The 13,572-nt window shown below is 72.9% G+C and carries 10 protein-coding genes; 7 read left to right on the top strand and 3 right to left on the bottom strand.

What is annotated here, in order from left to right:
• Positions 1–101: 101 nt before the first annotated feature.
• The gene (locus ACIRYZ_RS18750; RefSeq protein WP_402945445.1) at positions 102–611 is read left to right on the top strand and encodes a GNAT family N-acetyltransferase; all 510 of its coding nucleotides are present in this window, start codon (positions 102–104) and stop codon (positions 609–611) included.
• Positions 612–639: 28 nt separating this feature from the next.
• On the opposite strand, the gene ACIRYZ_RS18745 is transcribed toward ACIRYZ_RS18750, so the two are convergent.
• Both ACIRYZ_RS18745 and ACIRYZ_RS18740 read right to left on the bottom strand, forming a co-directional pair.
• Positions 640–3,003: an ATP-binding cassette domain-containing protein gene (locus ACIRYZ_RS18745; RefSeq protein WP_402945443.1), complete on the bottom strand. Its 2,364-nt coding sequence runs from the start codon at positions 3,001–3,003 to the stop codon at positions 640–642.
• A 90-nt stretch (positions 3,004–3,093) separates the two neighbouring features.
• Entirely contained in the window at positions 3,094–3,507 is a 414-nt protein-coding gene (locus ACIRYZ_RS18740; RefSeq protein WP_402945440.1) for a VOC family protein, read from the bottom strand.
• Between the two features lie 768 nt (positions 3,508–4,275).
• Between ACIRYZ_RS18740 and ACIRYZ_RS18735 the strand changes: the two genes are divergently transcribed.
• Genes ACIRYZ_RS18735 through ACIRYZ_RS18720 form a run of 4 tightly spaced genes read left to right on the top strand, consistent with a single transcriptional unit; the run spans position 4,276 to position 10,770 of the window.
• Positions 4,276–5,982, top strand: coding sequence for an acyclic terpene utilization AtuA family protein (locus ACIRYZ_RS18735; protein ID WP_402945437.1), 1,707 nt, complete (start codon positions 4,276–4,278; stop codon positions 5,980–5,982).
• On the top strand, positions 5,979–7,577 hold the full coding sequence (locus tag ACIRYZ_RS18730; protein ID WP_402945434.1) for an acyl-CoA carboxylase subunit beta: 1,599 nt from the start codon (positions 5,979–5,981) through the stop codon (positions 7,575–7,577). The genes ACIRYZ_RS18735 and ACIRYZ_RS18730 overlap by 4 nt, the downstream gene beginning before the upstream one ends.
• A 14-nt stretch (positions 7,578–7,591) precedes the next feature.
• Positions 7,592–9,583, top strand: coding sequence for an acetyl/propionyl/methylcrotonyl-CoA carboxylase subunit alpha (locus tag ACIRYZ_RS18725; protein WP_402945432.1), 1,992 nt, complete (start codon positions 7,592–7,594; stop codon positions 9,581–9,583).
• Positions 9,584–9,597: 14 nt separating this feature from the next.
• Entirely contained in the window at positions 9,598–10,770 is a 1,173-nt protein-coding gene (locus tag ACIRYZ_RS18720) for an acyl-CoA dehydrogenase family protein (protein ID WP_402945430.1), read from the top strand.
• Positions 10,771–10,801: 31 nt separating this feature from the next.
• Here the strand turns inward: ACIRYZ_RS18720 and ACIRYZ_RS18715 are convergent, their stop codons facing one another.
• Positions 10,802–11,005, bottom strand: a complete 204-nt coding sequence (locus ACIRYZ_RS18715) for a hypothetical protein (protein WP_402945428.1) — start codon at positions 11,003–11,005, stop codon at positions 10,802–10,804.
• Positions 11,006–11,204: 199 nt separating this feature from the next.
• Between ACIRYZ_RS18715 and ACIRYZ_RS18710 the strand changes: the two genes are divergently transcribed.
• Together ACIRYZ_RS18710 and ACIRYZ_RS18705 are read left to right on the top strand one after the other, a co-directional pair.
• On the top strand, positions 11,205–12,806 hold the full coding sequence (locus tag ACIRYZ_RS18710) for an AMP-binding protein (protein ID WP_402945426.1): 1,602 nt from the start codon (positions 11,205–11,207) through the stop codon (positions 12,804–12,806).
• Positions 12,807–12,892: 86 nt separating this feature from the next.
• Positions 12,893–13,513: a TetR/AcrR family transcriptional regulator gene (locus ACIRYZ_RS18705; RefSeq protein WP_402945424.1), complete on the top strand. Its 621-nt coding sequence runs from the start codon at positions 12,893–12,895 to the stop codon at positions 13,511–13,513.
• Positions 13,514–13,572 lie beyond the last annotated feature (59 nt).

Raw genomic sequence — 13,572 nt, 5'->3', positions numbered from 1 at the left:
GGCTATCCTGCCTCCGCCGCCGGTGACCGCCGACGGCGGAGACGTTTCATGGTTGCCAGGCGACATTTCGTACAACGGATTCTCGTACAACGGGGGGCGGCATGGGGTATCGGATCGAGCGGATCGGCCGGGACGACTGGCAGCGGCTGCGGAAGGTGCGGCTGGCCCAACTCCTCGACACCCCCATGGCGTTCGGCGAGCCCTACGAGTACGCGCAGCACCAGGGCGAGGCCAACTGGCGGGCCCGGACGGACTGGCTGAACGAGCCCGGCAAGATCGGCCTGGTCGCCGTGGACGACACGGACGAGTGGGTCGCCACCATGCTGTCGATCCCCGGCAATGAGCGGGCCGGGGCCGTCGACCTGATCGGCGTCTGGGTCGACCCGGCCCACCGCGGCCGCGAACTCGGCGTCGCCGACGCCCTGTTGGACGCCGTCATCGACTGGGCCCGGGCCGGCGGCGCACAGCGGATGCTGCTCGGGGTGCACGAGGAGAACCACCGCGCCGCCGCCTTCTACCGGCGGCGCGGCTTCACGTACACCGGCGGGGAGACGCCGTACGTGCTGGACCCGGAGGCCCGGATCCTGGAGATGGCCCTCCCGCTGGAGTGACATCCCGTACGGGAGGGCCCTGGGCGCCTCAGCCGGCCACGTACTCCGCCAGGTGCTCGCCGGTCAGCGTGGAGCGGGCCGCGACCAGCTCGGCCGGGGTGCCCTCGAAGACCACCCGGCCGCCGTCGTGCCCGGCGCCCGGGCCGAGGTCGATGATCCAGTCCGCGTGCGCCATGACCGCCAGGTGGTGCTCGATCACGATCACCGACTTTCCGGAGTCCACCAGCCGGTCCAGCAGCCCGAGCAGCTGCTCGACGTCCGCCAGGTGCAGGCCCGTGGTCGGCTCGTCCAGGACGTAGACCCCGCCCTTGTCGCCCATGTGGGTGGCCAGCTTCAGCCGCTGCCGCTCGCCGCCGGACAGCGTGGTCAGCGGCTGGCCCAGGCTCAGGTAGCCGAGGCCGACGTCGGCGAGCCGCTCCAGGATCCGGTGCGCGGCCGGCAGCTTGGCCTCGCCCGCGCCGAAGAACTCCTCCGCCTCGGTCACCGACATCGCGAGCACCTCGCTGATGTCCCGGCCGCCGAGGTGGTACTCCAGCACCGAGGCCTGGTAGCGCCTGCCCTCGCAGTCCTCGCAGGTGGTGGCCACCCCGGCCATCATCGCCAGGTCGGTGTAGACCACGCCCGCGCCGTTGCAGGTCGGGCAGGCGCCTTCCGAGTTGGCGCTGAACAGGGCCGGCTTCACGTCGTTCGCCTTGGCGAAGGCCTTGCGAATCGGGTCCAGCAGGCCGGTGTACGTCGCCGGGTTGCTGCGCCGCGAGCCCTTGATCGCACCCTGGCCGACGTACACCACGCCCTCGTCGGCAGGGATGGAGCCGTGGATCAGCGAGCTCTTGCCGGAGCCGGCGACGCCGGTGACCACGGTCAGCACCCCGAGCGGGACGTCCACGTCCACGTCCCGCAGGTTGTGGGTGTTCGCGCCGCGGATCGCCAGCGTGCCGCCGGGCTCGCGGACGGTCTGCCGCAGCGCCGTCCGGTCCGCCAGGTGGCGGCCGGTGACGGTGCCGCTGGTGCGCAGCCCGTCCACGTCGCCCTCGAAGCAGACCGCGCCGCCCGCCGCCCCGGCGCCCGGGCCGAGGTCCACCACGTGGTCGGCGATCGCGATGGTCTGCGGCTTGTGCTCCACCACCAGCACCGTGTTGCCCTTGTCCCGCAGGCGCAGCAGCAGGCCGTTCATCCGGCTGATGTCGTGCGGGTGCAGGCCGGTGGTGGGCTCGTCGAAGACGTACGTGGTGTCGGTGAGCGAGGAGCCCAGCTGGCGGATCATCTTGACCCGCTGTGCCTCGCCGCCGGAGAGCGTGCCGGAGGGGCGGTCGAGCGAGAGGTAGCCGAGGCCGATCTCCACGAAGGAGTCCAGGGTCTGCTGGAGCGCGGTGAGCAGCGGAGCCACCGAGGGCTCGGCCAGGTCGCGGACCCAGTCGGCGAGGTCGCTGATCTGCATCGCGCAGGCGTCGGCGATGCTGACCGCCCCGATCTTGGAGGAGCGGGCGGCCGCGCTCAGCCGGGTGCCCTCGCAGTCCGGGCAGGCGGTGAAGGTCACGGCGCGCTCGACGAAGGCCCGGATGTGCGGCTGCAGGGCGTCCTTGTCCTTGGACAGCATGGACTTCTGGAGCTTGGGGATCAGGCCCTCGTAGGTGAGGTTGACGCCGTTGATCTTGACCTTGGTGGGCTCCCGATACAGGAAGTCCTGCAACTCCTTCTTGGTGTACTTGCGGATCGGCTTGTCCGGGTCGAGGAAGCCCGAGTTGGCGTACACGCCGACCGTCCACCAGCTGTCCGGCTTCCAGCCGGGGATGGTGATCGCTCCCTCGGCGAGCGACCTGGAATCGTCGTAGAGCTGGGTGAGGTCGATGTCGGAGACGCTGCCGCGGCCCTCGCAGCGCGGGCACATGCCGCCGGTGATGCTGAAGCTGCGCCGCTCCTTGACGGTCGTGCCGCCGCGCTCGACGGTGACGGCGCCGGCGCCGCTGATCGAGGGGACGTTGAAGGAGTACGCCTTGGGGGAGCCGATGTGCGGCTTGCCGAGCCGGCTGAACAGGATGCGCAGCATCGCGTTGGCGTCGGTCGCGGTGCCGACGGTGGAGCGCGGGTCGGCGCCCATCCGCTGCTGGTCGACGATGATCGCGGTGGTCAGCCCTTCCAGGACGTCCACCTCGGGGCGGGCCAGGGTGGGCATGAAGCCCTGGACGAAGGCGCTGTAGGTCTCGTTGATCAGCCGCTGCGACTCGGCGGCGATGGTGTCGAAGACCAGCGAGCTCTTGCCCGAGCCGGAGACGCCGGTGAACACGGTCAGGCGACGCTTGGGGAGGTCGACGCTGACGTCCTTGAGGTTGTTCTCGCGCGCTCCGTGCACGCGGATCAGGTCGTGGCTGTCGGCGACGTGCGGCTCGGCCATCGTTGTCTTCGCTCCCTGGCTGTCGGTCGGGTTGTGCGGTGGGTCGATCGGGGCCCGCCCCGAGGGGTCACCCCCGGGGCGGGCGGAGGCTCAGCGCACCTCGTTGAAGCGGATCATGTTGCCCGCCGGGTCGCGGAAGGCGCAGTCGCGGATGCCGTACGGCTGCAGGGTCGGCTCCTGCACGAGTTCGGCGCCGCCGGACTTCAGTCGGTCGAACACCCCGTCCAGGTCGGCGGTGGCGAGTACCAGCCGGGCGTAGGTCCCCTTGGCCATCATCTCGGCGATCGTACGCCGCTCGTCCTCGGTGACGCCCGGATCGGCGGTCGGCGGCTCCAGCACCAGCGAGACGCTCGGCTGCCCGGCCGGCCCGACGGTGATCCACCGCATCGGGCCGCCGCCGACGTCGCTGCGCACCTCGAAGCCCAGCAGATCGCGGTAGAAGGCGAGCGAGGCCTCGGGGTCGGTGTGGGGGAGGAAGGTCCAGTGAATGGTGATGTCGTCCATGCCTGCAACGCTAGGGGCGCCCCCGGGCCGGGCGCTTCTCGAATCCTGATCGGTCCGTCCGGCCGGGTCGTGACCGGTCCGCCCCGGTCACCACCTGGACCGGATCGGGTCGACCGCTCCGCTCCAGGTCTGACCGACCAGGTGGTTCCGGGCGTCGCCGGACGGCCGGCATCGCCGTCGCTGGTGGCCGGCGGTCCGGAATCGTCCTCGTTGTCGCCGTCGTTGTCGCCGTCGGTGAGCCCGAAGCACGGGCCCGGTCGGCAGACGCACGCCGACGTGGCCACCGGCTCGCGGCCCGGCGAAGCGCGGATTCAGCGGTGTGAAGGTTCGTCAGGACGGGGCAGCAGCGCCAAGGAATGTGCGACGGCTTTGGCTGATTCCCTCGGGCATTTCCATCGATGAACCTCCTCGCCTGAGGCGACACCGGCGGGCGCCGATCGCGTGACACGGTAGACGTGGCACAGTGAATCGGCCGGCCATCGCAATGGGCCCGACGTCCGTACCCGGTTTCCGTCATTTTCGTGGGCCCTCGCGCCGGCGCCTCGCCTCTGCCATGCAACACCCGCCGGAGTGACGGCGCAACTGCGGTGAGTGACGCACGGATTGCGGGAGCGCTCCAAGCGGGAGGTGCGGCCCGAGTCGCCCGGGCCGTGGCTGATACGGCAGCAAAACAAGCAGGCATGATTGCTTTTTTCCCCGGCCGGTGCCACGCTGCTGCCCGGCGGCGCTCGTACGGGGCGTCGCCAACCCACCGGCAGGGGAGGCGCATTGGCGCGCGCACGCTCGGTACTGCGGATCGGCAATGCCTCGGGGTTCTACGGGGACCGCTTCGCGGCGGTGCGGGAGATGCTCACGGGCGGGCCGCTGGACGTGCTCACCGGGGACTACCTCGCCGAGCTGACCATGCTGATCCTGGCCCGGGACCGGCTGAAGGACCCGTCGCTCGGGTACGCGAGGACCTTCCTGCGTCAGATGGAGGAGTGCCTCGGCCTGGCGCGCGAGCGGGACGTGAAGATCGTGGTGAACGCGGGCGGTCTCAACCCGGCCCGACTCGCCGACGCGCTGCGGGAGTTGGCGGAGCGCCTGGGCATCAGGGCGGCCGTCGCCCACGTCGAGGGTGACGACCTGCTGCCGCGCCGGTCCGAACTCGGCCTGCCCGAGGGCCTGTTGGCCGCCAACGCCTACCTGGGCGGCTTCGGCATCGCCGCCTGCCTGGCCGAGGGCGCGGACGTGGTGGTCACCGGACGGGTCACCGATGCCGCGCTGGTGGCCGGGCCCGCGATCGCCCACTTCGGCTGGACGGCCGCCGACCTCGACGCCCTGGCCGGGGCGGTGGTGGCCGGGCACGTCCTGGAGTGCGGAGCGCAGGCCACCGGCGGCAACTACGCCTTCTTCCGCGAGCACGACGTGACCCGCCCCGGCTTCCCGCTGGCCGAACTGCACGCGGACGGCTCCAGCGTGATCACCAAGCACCCCGGCACCGGCGGCGCCGTCACCGTCGGCACCATCACCGCCCAACTCCTGTACGAGACCGGCGGATCGCACTACCTCGGCCCGGACGTCACCGCCCGACTGGACACCGTCCGGCTCGCCGAGGAGGGCCCGGACCGGGTGCGGATCTCCGGCGTGTGCGGCGAGGCCCCGCCGCCCACCCTGAAGGTCGGGCTCAACCGCCTCGGCGGCCACCGCAACGAGGTGGTCTTCGTGCTCACCGGCCTGGACATCGAGGCCAAGGCCGACCTGGTGCAACGGCAGTTCACCGCCGCCCTGCCGCCCGAGGTCCGCCCGGCCGAACTGCGGTGGACCCTCGCCCGCACCGACCACCCGGACGCGGCCACCGAGGAGACCGCCTCCGCGCTGCTGCGGCTCACCGCCCGCGACCCCGACCCGGCCAAGGTCGGCAGAGAACTCGGCAAGGCCGCCGTCGAATTGGGGCTGGCCGGATACCCGGGCTTCCACCTCACCGCCCCGCCCGGCCCGGGCGCGCCGTACGGGGTGTTCACCGCCGCGTACGTCGATGCCAAGGCGGTCGAGCACACCGCCGTCCTGTCGGACGGTCGCCGGATCGCCGTCCCGCCCGCGCCGGTGATCTCCCAGCCGGCCGAAGCCGTCGCGGAGTTGCCCGAAGCGCCGCCGACCGGCCCGACCCGCCGCGCCCCGCTCGGCCTGGTGGCCGGCGCCCGCAGCGGGGACAAGGGCGGTGACGCCAACCTCGGTGTCTGGGCCCGCGACGAGGACGGCTGGCGCTGGCTCGCACACACCCTCACCGTCGACAAGCTGCGCGAACTCCTCCCCGAAACAGCCGGGTTGACCGTCACCCGGCACCTGCTGCCGAACCTTCGGGCGCTCAACTTCACCGTCACCGGCCTGCTCGGCGAGGGCGTCGCCGCCCAGCACCGCTTCGACCCGCAGGCCAAGGCCCTGGGGGAGTGGCTTCGCTCCCGCCACCTCGACATTCCGGAGGCCCTTCTGTGACCGTCCTGACCACCCGCGTCGACCCGGCCGGGCCCGACTACGCCGAGCACCGTGCCGCGATGGTCGCCAAGCTCGCCGAGCTCGACGCCGAACACGCCAAGGCGCTGGCCGGCGGCGGCCCCAAGTACGTGGAGCGCCACCGCAAGCGCGGCAAGCTGCTGGCCCGCGAGCGGATCGAGCTGCTGGTCGACCCGGACTCCCCGTTCCTGGAGCTGTCCCCGTTGGCCGCCTGGGGGAGCGACTACCCGGTGGGCGCGGCCCTGGTCACCGGCATCGGCGTGATCGAGGGCGTGGAATGCGTGATCACCGCCAACGACCCGACGGTGCGTGGCGGCGCCAGCAACCCGTGGACCCTGCGAAAGGCCCTGCGGGCCAACGAGATCGCGCTGAACAACCGCCTCCCCTTGGTCAACCTGGTCGAGTCCGGCGGCGCCGATCTGCCGAGCCAGAAGGAGATCTTCATCCCCGGCGGCGCCCTCTTCCGCGACCTCACCCGGCTCTCGGCCGCCGGCATCCCCACCGTGGCCGTGGTGTTCGGCAACTCGACGGCCGGCGGCGCCTACGTGCCGGGCATGTCCGACCACACCGTGCTGGTCAAGGAGCGCGCCAAGGTGTTCCTCGGCGGCCCGCCGCTGGTGAAGATGGCCACCGGTGAGGAGGCCGACGACGAGTCGCTGGGCGGTGCCGAGATGCACGCCCGAGTCTCCGGGCTGGCCGACCACTTCGCGGTGGACGAGGCGGACGCGCTGCGGATCGCCCGCCGGATCGTCGCCCGGCTCGACCACCGCAAGCCCGGCCCGGGCGTGGACCCGCTCGCCGAGCCGCCGAAGTACGACGAGGAGGAGCTGCTCGGCATCGTCCCGGGCGACCTCAAGGTGCCCTTCGACCCGCGCGAGGTGATCGCCCGGATCGTCGACGGCTCCGACTTCGACGAGTTCAAGCCGCTCTACGGCACCAGCCTGGCCACCGGCTGGGCCCGCCTGCACGGCTACCCGGTCGGCGTGCTGGCCAACGCCCAGGGCGTGCTGTTCAGCGCGGAGTCCCAGAAGGCCGCCCAGTTCATCCAGTTGGCCAACCAGCGCAACACGCCGCTGCTGTTCCTGCACAACACCACTGGTTACATGGTCGGCAAGGACTACGAACAGGGCGGCATCATCAAGCACGGCGCGATGATGATCAACGCCGTCGCCAACTCCACGGTCCCGCACCTGTCCGTGCTGATGGGCGCCTCCTACGGCGCGGGCCACTACGGCATGTGCGGCCGGGCCTACGAGCCGCGCTTCCTGTTCTCCTGGCCGAGCGCCAAGTCCGCGGTGATGGGCCCGCAGCAGCTTGCCGGGGTGCTGTCGATCGTCGCCCGGCAGTCGGCCGCCGCCAAGGGGCAGCCGTACGACGAGGACGCGGACGCGGCGATCCGGGCGATGGTCGAGCAGCAGATCGAGGCCGAGTCGCTGCCGGTGTTCCTGTCCGGCCGGCTCTACGACGACGGCGTGATCGACCCGCGCGACACCCGCACGGTGCTCGGCCTGTGCCTGTCCGCGATCCACAACGCGCCGGTCGAGGGCGCGCGTGGCTACGGCGTCTTCCGTCTGTGAGAGGGCTACCGACGATGACTTCCAAAACTCCGATCACCAACCTGCTGGTCGCCAATCGAGGCGAGATCGCCCGCCGGGTGTTCCGCACCTGCCGGGAGCTCGGCATCGCGACCACGGCCGTGCACTCCGATCCGGACGCCGCCGCCCCGCACGTGCGGGAGGCCGACGCCGCCGTCCGGCTGCCCGGCGCCGCGCCCGCCGACACCTACCTGCGCGGCGAGCTGATCGTGCGCGCCGCGCTGGCGGCCGGGGCCGACGCCGTCCACCCCGGGTACGGATTCCTGTCCGAGAGCGCCGAGTTCGCGCGGGCCGTGCTGGACGCGGGCCTGGTCTGGGTCGGCCCGCCGCCGGCCGCGATCGCCGCGATGGGCTCGAAGACCGCCGCCAAGCGGCTGATGGCCGAGGCCGGGGTGCCCGTCCTGGGGGCGCTGGCGGAGCCGACCGAGGCCGACCTGCCGGTGCTGGTCAAGGCCGCGGCGGGCGGCGGCGGCCGCGGCATGCGGGTGGTCCGTCGACTGGCGGACCTGCCCGCCGAGTTGGCGGCGGCCCGGGCCGAGGCGGCCAAGGCCTTCGGCTCGGACGAGGTGTTCTGCGAGCGCTACCTGCCCACCGGGCGGCACGTCGAGGTCCAGCTGCTGGCCGACGCGCACGGCACGGTCTGGGCGGTCGGCGACCGCGACTGCTCGCTCCAGCGGCGGCACCAGAAGGTGGTCGAGGAGGCCCCGGCCCCCGGTCTCCCGGCGGACGTCCGGGCCGAGTTGCACAGGGCGGCGGTGAACGCCGCCCGGGCGATCGGCTACGTCGGCGCCGGGACGGCCGAGTTCCTGCTCGCCGAGGACGGCCGGTGCTACTTCCTGGAGATGAACACCCGTCTCCAGGTCGAGCACCCGGTCACCGAGGCGGTCACCGGGCTGGACCTGGTGGCGCTCCAACTCGCCGTCGCCGAGGGGGAGGAGCTGCCCGGGCCCACCCCGCCGCCGACCACCGGCCACGCGATCGAGGCCCGGCTGTACGCCGAGGACCCGGCCAAGGACTGGCAGCCCGCAACCGGCACCCTGCATCTTCTCGAACTCGCCCACGACCACCAGGAGTTCACCGGAGCCGGACCCGGGACAGGTGCCGGACCCGGAACCGCCGCCGGCTCCGGCCTGCGCCTGGACTCCGGCGTCGAGTCCGGCAGCGAGATCACCCCGCACTACGACGCGATGCTCGCCAAGGTGATCGCCTGGGCGCCGACCCGCGCCGCCGCCGCCCGCAAGCTGGCCGACGCGCTCGCCCGCGCGAGGATCCACGGCCCCTCCACCAACCGGGAGTTGCTGGTCCGAGCGCTGCGGCATCCGGCCTTCCTCGCCGCACGCCTGAACACCGGCTTCCTCACCGAGCACGCGGCCGAGCTCACCGCCCCGGACACCAAGGGCGTCGGACGCGCCGCGCTGGCCGCCGCCCTCGCCGACGCCGCCGCCCGTGCCACCGCCCTGCCCTCCGGCTGGCGCAACCTGCCCTCCCAGGCGCAGGTCAAGCGCTACCGCGCCGCCGACGGCACGGAGTCGGAGGTCCGCTACCGCCACACCCGGGCCGGCCTGCTGGCCGAGGACCACCCGGACGTGGAACTCGTCGAGGCCACCGCCGAGCTCGTCGTGCTGCGCGAGGGCGAGGTCCGGCGCCCCTACCGCGTCGCCCGCTACGGCGGCCGGGCGCAGCAGGTGTACGTCGACACCTTGACCGGCAGCACCGCGCTCACCGCCCTGCCGCGCTTCCTCGACCCGACCGCCCAGGCCGACCCCGGCGCCCTGCTCGCCCCGATGCCCGGCACCGTGCTCCGCACCAGTGCCGCCGTCGGGGACGCCGTCACCGCCGGGCAGCCGCTGCTCGTGCTGGAGGCGATGAAGATGGAGCACCGCGTCACCGCCCCCGCCGACGGCATCCTCGTCGAACTCCTCGCCACCCCCGGCCGGCAGGTCGAACTCGGCACCCTGCTGGCCGTCGTCCAGACCACCGAAGCCTGAGGAAGGACCCTCGCATGTCCGCCATCGGCAGTCAGCTCCTCGAAACCCCCGAACGCAAGGCCCTGCGCCAGGCCGTCGGCGACCTCGGCCGCCGCTACGGCTCCGCCTACTACCTCGCCAAGGCCCGGGCCGGCGAGCCCGCCGAGGAACTGTGGGCGGAGGCCGGCAAGGCCGGCTACCTGGGCGTCAACCTGCCCGCCGAGTACGGCGGCGGAGGCGGCGGCATCACCGACCTCGCCATCGTCCTGGAGGAACTCGGCACCGCCGGCTGTCCGTTGCTGCTGCTGATCGTCTCCCCGGCGATCTGCGGCACGGTGATAGCCCGCTACGGCACCGAGGAGCAGAAGCGGCGCTGGCTGCCCGGACTGGCCGACGGCAGCCGCAAGATGGCCTTCGGCATCACCGAGCCGGACGCCGGCTCCAACGCGCACCGGATCTCCACCGTCGCCCGCCGGGACGGCGAGGACTGGCTGCTGACCGGCCGCAAGGTGTTCGTCTCCGGCATCGACCACTCCGACGCCGTGCTGTTCGTCGCCCGTACCGAGGACGCCCGCACCGGCAAGCTCAAGCCCTGCCTGTTCGTCGTCCCGCGCGACACCCCCGGCTTCGAGTACCGGGCGATCCCGATGGAGCTCGTCGCCCCGGAGAAGCAGTTCCAGGTCTTCCTGGACGACGTCCGGCTGCCCGCCGACGCGCTGGTCGGCGACGAGAACGCCGGCCTGCTCCAGCTGTTCGCCGGCCTCAACCCGGAGCGGATCCTCACCGCCGCCTTCTCGCTCGGCCTGGCTCGCCAGGCCCTCGGCAAGGCCGTCGAGTACGCGAAGACCCGGACCGTCTGGTCCACCCCGATCGGCGCCCACCAGGGTCTGGCCCACCCGCTGGCCCAGTGCGCGGTGGAGATCGAGCTGGCCCGGCTGATGACCCAGAAGGCCGGGCTGCTCTACGACGCGGGGGAGGACCTGGCCGCCGGGGAGGCCGCCAACATGGCCAAGTACGCCGCCGGGGAGGCCGCCGCCCGCACCGTCGACCAGGCGGTGCAGACCCTCGGCGGCAACGGCCTCACCCAGGAGTACGGGCTGGGCGCGCTGCTGGCGGCCACCCGGGTCGGCCGGGTCGCGCCGGTCAGCCGGGAGATGGTGCTCAACTACGTGGCCCAGCACACCCTGGGCCTGCCCAAGTCGTACTGACCGTCCTGGGGCGCCGCTGTCCCGGTCGGGGTCACCGTACGGCGCTCAGATGGGCGAAGGCCACGGTGTCGGACTCGTACCCGGCGTGCCGGTCGAACTTCCCGCCGCAGGTGATCAGCCGCAGCTCGGCCCGGGTGCCGCTGCCGCCGTACGCCTGGGCGTCCGGTGAGTCCTTCTTCGGGAACACCGGCGGGGTGTTCAACTGCAGAGCGGCGTTCAGCCCGAGGCCGGTCACCGGGGCGTCGACCTTGATCGCGGGGATCCGGATCCGGGTCGGCGCGCCCCCGGGAGCGCATGTGCCACGAAAGCTCCGCCCCCGGTTCCCCACAATGGACGAGCGACTCCCCTGACTGTCCGTATGCTCCTGAGCGCGCCCCGTACCGACGCCGTCGCCGCTTTTGTTGCTGGATCAACTTCCTGGCTGGAGGCTCACCTTGGTGTTCCGAAGTGAATTCCCGGACGTCCCCGTGATCGACCTGCCGATCCACGACGCGGTGCTCGGCTCCGCCGCCGAGTACGGCGAGCGGCCGGCCCTGATCGACGGCCTCACCGGGGAGCAGGTCAGCTACGCGCGGCTCGCCGCCTCGGTCGAACGGGTCGCCGCCGGACTGGCCGGAGCAGGGGTGCGCAAGGGCGACGTGGTCGCCCTGTTCAGTCCCAACTCGATCGTCTATCCGATGGCCTACTACGGCGCCACCCGGGCCGGCGCCACCGTCACCACGGTGTCCTCGCTGTCCACCCCCGTCGAACTGGCCGGACAGCTCCGCGACAGCGGCGCCCGCTGGCTGATCACCGTCTCCCCGTTCCTGTCGACCGCCCGTGCGGCCGCCGAACAGCTCGCCGCCGACGGCCGCCCGCTGAGCGAGATCATCGTGCTGGACGGCGCCGACGGCCACCGCTCGCTCGCCGACCTGCTCGCCGCCACCGGCCCCGCCCCCGAGACCGCGATCGACCCGGGCGAGGACGTCGCGGTGCTGCCCTACTCCAGCGGCACCACCGGCCTGCCCAAGGGCGTGATGCTCACCCACCGCTCGATCGCCACCAACCTCGCCCAGACCGACGCCCTCTACCGCCCCGCCGTGGGCGAACGGGTGCTCGCCGTGCTGCCGTTCTTCCACATCTACGGCCTGGCGGCCCTGCTCAACCAGCCGCTGCGGTGCGGCGCCACCGTGGTCGTGCTGCCCCGCTTCGACCTGGAGCAGTTCTGCCGCGCGATCGAACAGCACCGGGTACAGGCCCTGGTGGTGGCCCCGCCGATCGCCCTCGCCCTGGCCAAGCACCCGGTGGTGGAGCGCTTCGACCTCTCCTCCGTCGAGTACCTGCTGTGCGCGGCCGCCCCGCTGGACCCGGCCCTCGCCGAGGCCTGCGCCCGGCGCCTGGGCCTGCCGCACCTGCTCCAGGGCTACGGCATGACCGAGCTGTCCCCGGTCACCCACGTGGTCTCCCCGACCGAGCACGACCCTTCACCCGGCTCGGTCGGCCGGATGGTCCCCTCCACCGAACTGCGGGTCACCGCCCTGGACGGCAGCGGCCGGGACCTCGGCGCCGGCGAGCGCGGCGAGCTGTGGATCCGCGGCCCCCAGGTGATGAAGGGCTACTTCGGCCGCCCCTCCGACACCGCCGCCATGATCGACGCCGAGGGCTGGCTGCACACCGGCGACATCGGCTGCGTGGACGAGCGCGGCTACCTGCACATCGTCGACCGGGTCAAGGAGCTGATCAAGTACAAGGGCTACCAGGTCGCCCCCGCCGAGCTGGAGGCCGTGCTGCTCGGCCACCCGCAGATCACCGACGCCGCCGTGATCGGCGTCCCGGACGCCGACGGCACCGAGTGCCCCAAGGCCTTCGTGGTCCGCGCCCCCGGCAGCGCCCTGACCGCCGAGGACGTCACCGGCTACGTGGCCGGGCAGGTCGCCCCGTACAAGAAGGTCCGCACGGTGGAGTTCGTCGACGCCGTCCCCAAGTCCGCGGCCGGCAAGATCCTCCGCCGCGAGCTGCGCGCCCGCGAGGCCGCACGGGCCGAGGCGGCGAGCTGAACGGGGCCCCTGACCGGCGAAGACCGCGGCGCGTCTGTGAGGATCGACCCGCCGCGCCCCGACCGGAACAGGAACCGCCGCCCGCCATGACCAGCCACCCCGCCGTCCGCACCCCCCAGCAGGACCGCAGCCGCGCGACCCGGGCCCGGCTGCTCGCGGCCGCCGTGGACTGCCTGGCCGAGCTCGGCTGGCAGGGCTCCACCGTCGCCGTGGTCGCCGAGCGGGCCGGCGTCTCCCGGGGCGCCGCCCAGCACCACTTCCCGACCCGGGAGGACCTCTTCACCGCGGCCGTCGAGTACGTCACCGCCGAGCGGCTGGCAGCCGTCCGCACCCACGCGGACGACCTGCCGGCCGCAGGCCCCGACCGCACCCGGGCCGTGGTCGACATGATCGTCCGCCTCTACACCGGCCCGGACTTCCGCGCCGCCCTGCACCTGTGGACCGCCGCCGCCACCGAGGAGGCCCTGCGCGAGCGGATCGTCGCCCTGGAGGGCCGGGTCGGCCGGGAGGCCCACCGGGCCGCCGTGGAGTTCCTCGGAGCCGACGAGACCCGCCCGGGCGTGCGCGAATCGGTGCAGGCCACCCTCGACCTCGCCCGCGGACTGGGCCTGGCCAACCTGCTGACCGACGACAGTGTTCGACGTTCCGGAGTGATCGGGCAGTGGGCGGGCCTTCTGGAGAGTACGCTGCGCCCGGTACGCCCATGACGCCCGTACAACGAGCGGCCGGACACCCCTGACCAAGGGGTCGCCGGGCGGCCGATGTC

It is taken from the genome of Kitasatospora sp. NPDC101155 (assembly GCF_044768305.1).
Classification (GTDB): Bacteria; Actinomycetota; Actinomycetes; order Streptomycetales; family Streptomycetaceae; genus Kitasatospora.
The sequence above is the reverse complement of the archived record's forward strand: the minus strand, read 5'-3'. Positions and strand labels throughout refer to the sequence as shown.

What these genes read in the sequence shown, in the direction of transcription:
- ACIRYZ_RS18720 (WP_402945430.1), top strand. Translation starts at nt 9,598, where the DNA reads ATGTCCGCCATCGGCAGTCAGCTCCTCGAAACCCCCGAACGCAAGGCC.
- ACIRYZ_RS18750 (WP_402945445.1), top strand. Translation starts at nt 102, where the DNA reads ATGGGGTATCGGATCGAGCGGATCGGCCGGGACGACTGGCAGCGGCTG.
- ACIRYZ_RS18745 (WP_402945443.1), bottom strand. Translation starts at nt 3,003, where the DNA reads ATGGCCGAGCCGCACGTCGCCGACAGCCACGACCTGATCCGCGTGCAC.
- ACIRYZ_RS18725 (WP_402945432.1), top strand. Translation starts at nt 7,592, where the DNA reads ATGACTTCCAAAACTCCGATCACCAACCTGCTGGTCGCCAATCGAGGC.
- ACIRYZ_RS18740 (WP_402945440.1), bottom strand. Translation starts at nt 3,507, where the DNA reads ATGGACGACATCACCATTCACTGGACCTTCCTCCCCCACACCGACCCC.
- ACIRYZ_RS18705 (WP_402945424.1), top strand. Translation starts at nt 12,893, where the DNA reads ATGACCAGCCACCCCGCCGTCCGCACCCCCCAGCAGGACCGCAGCCGC.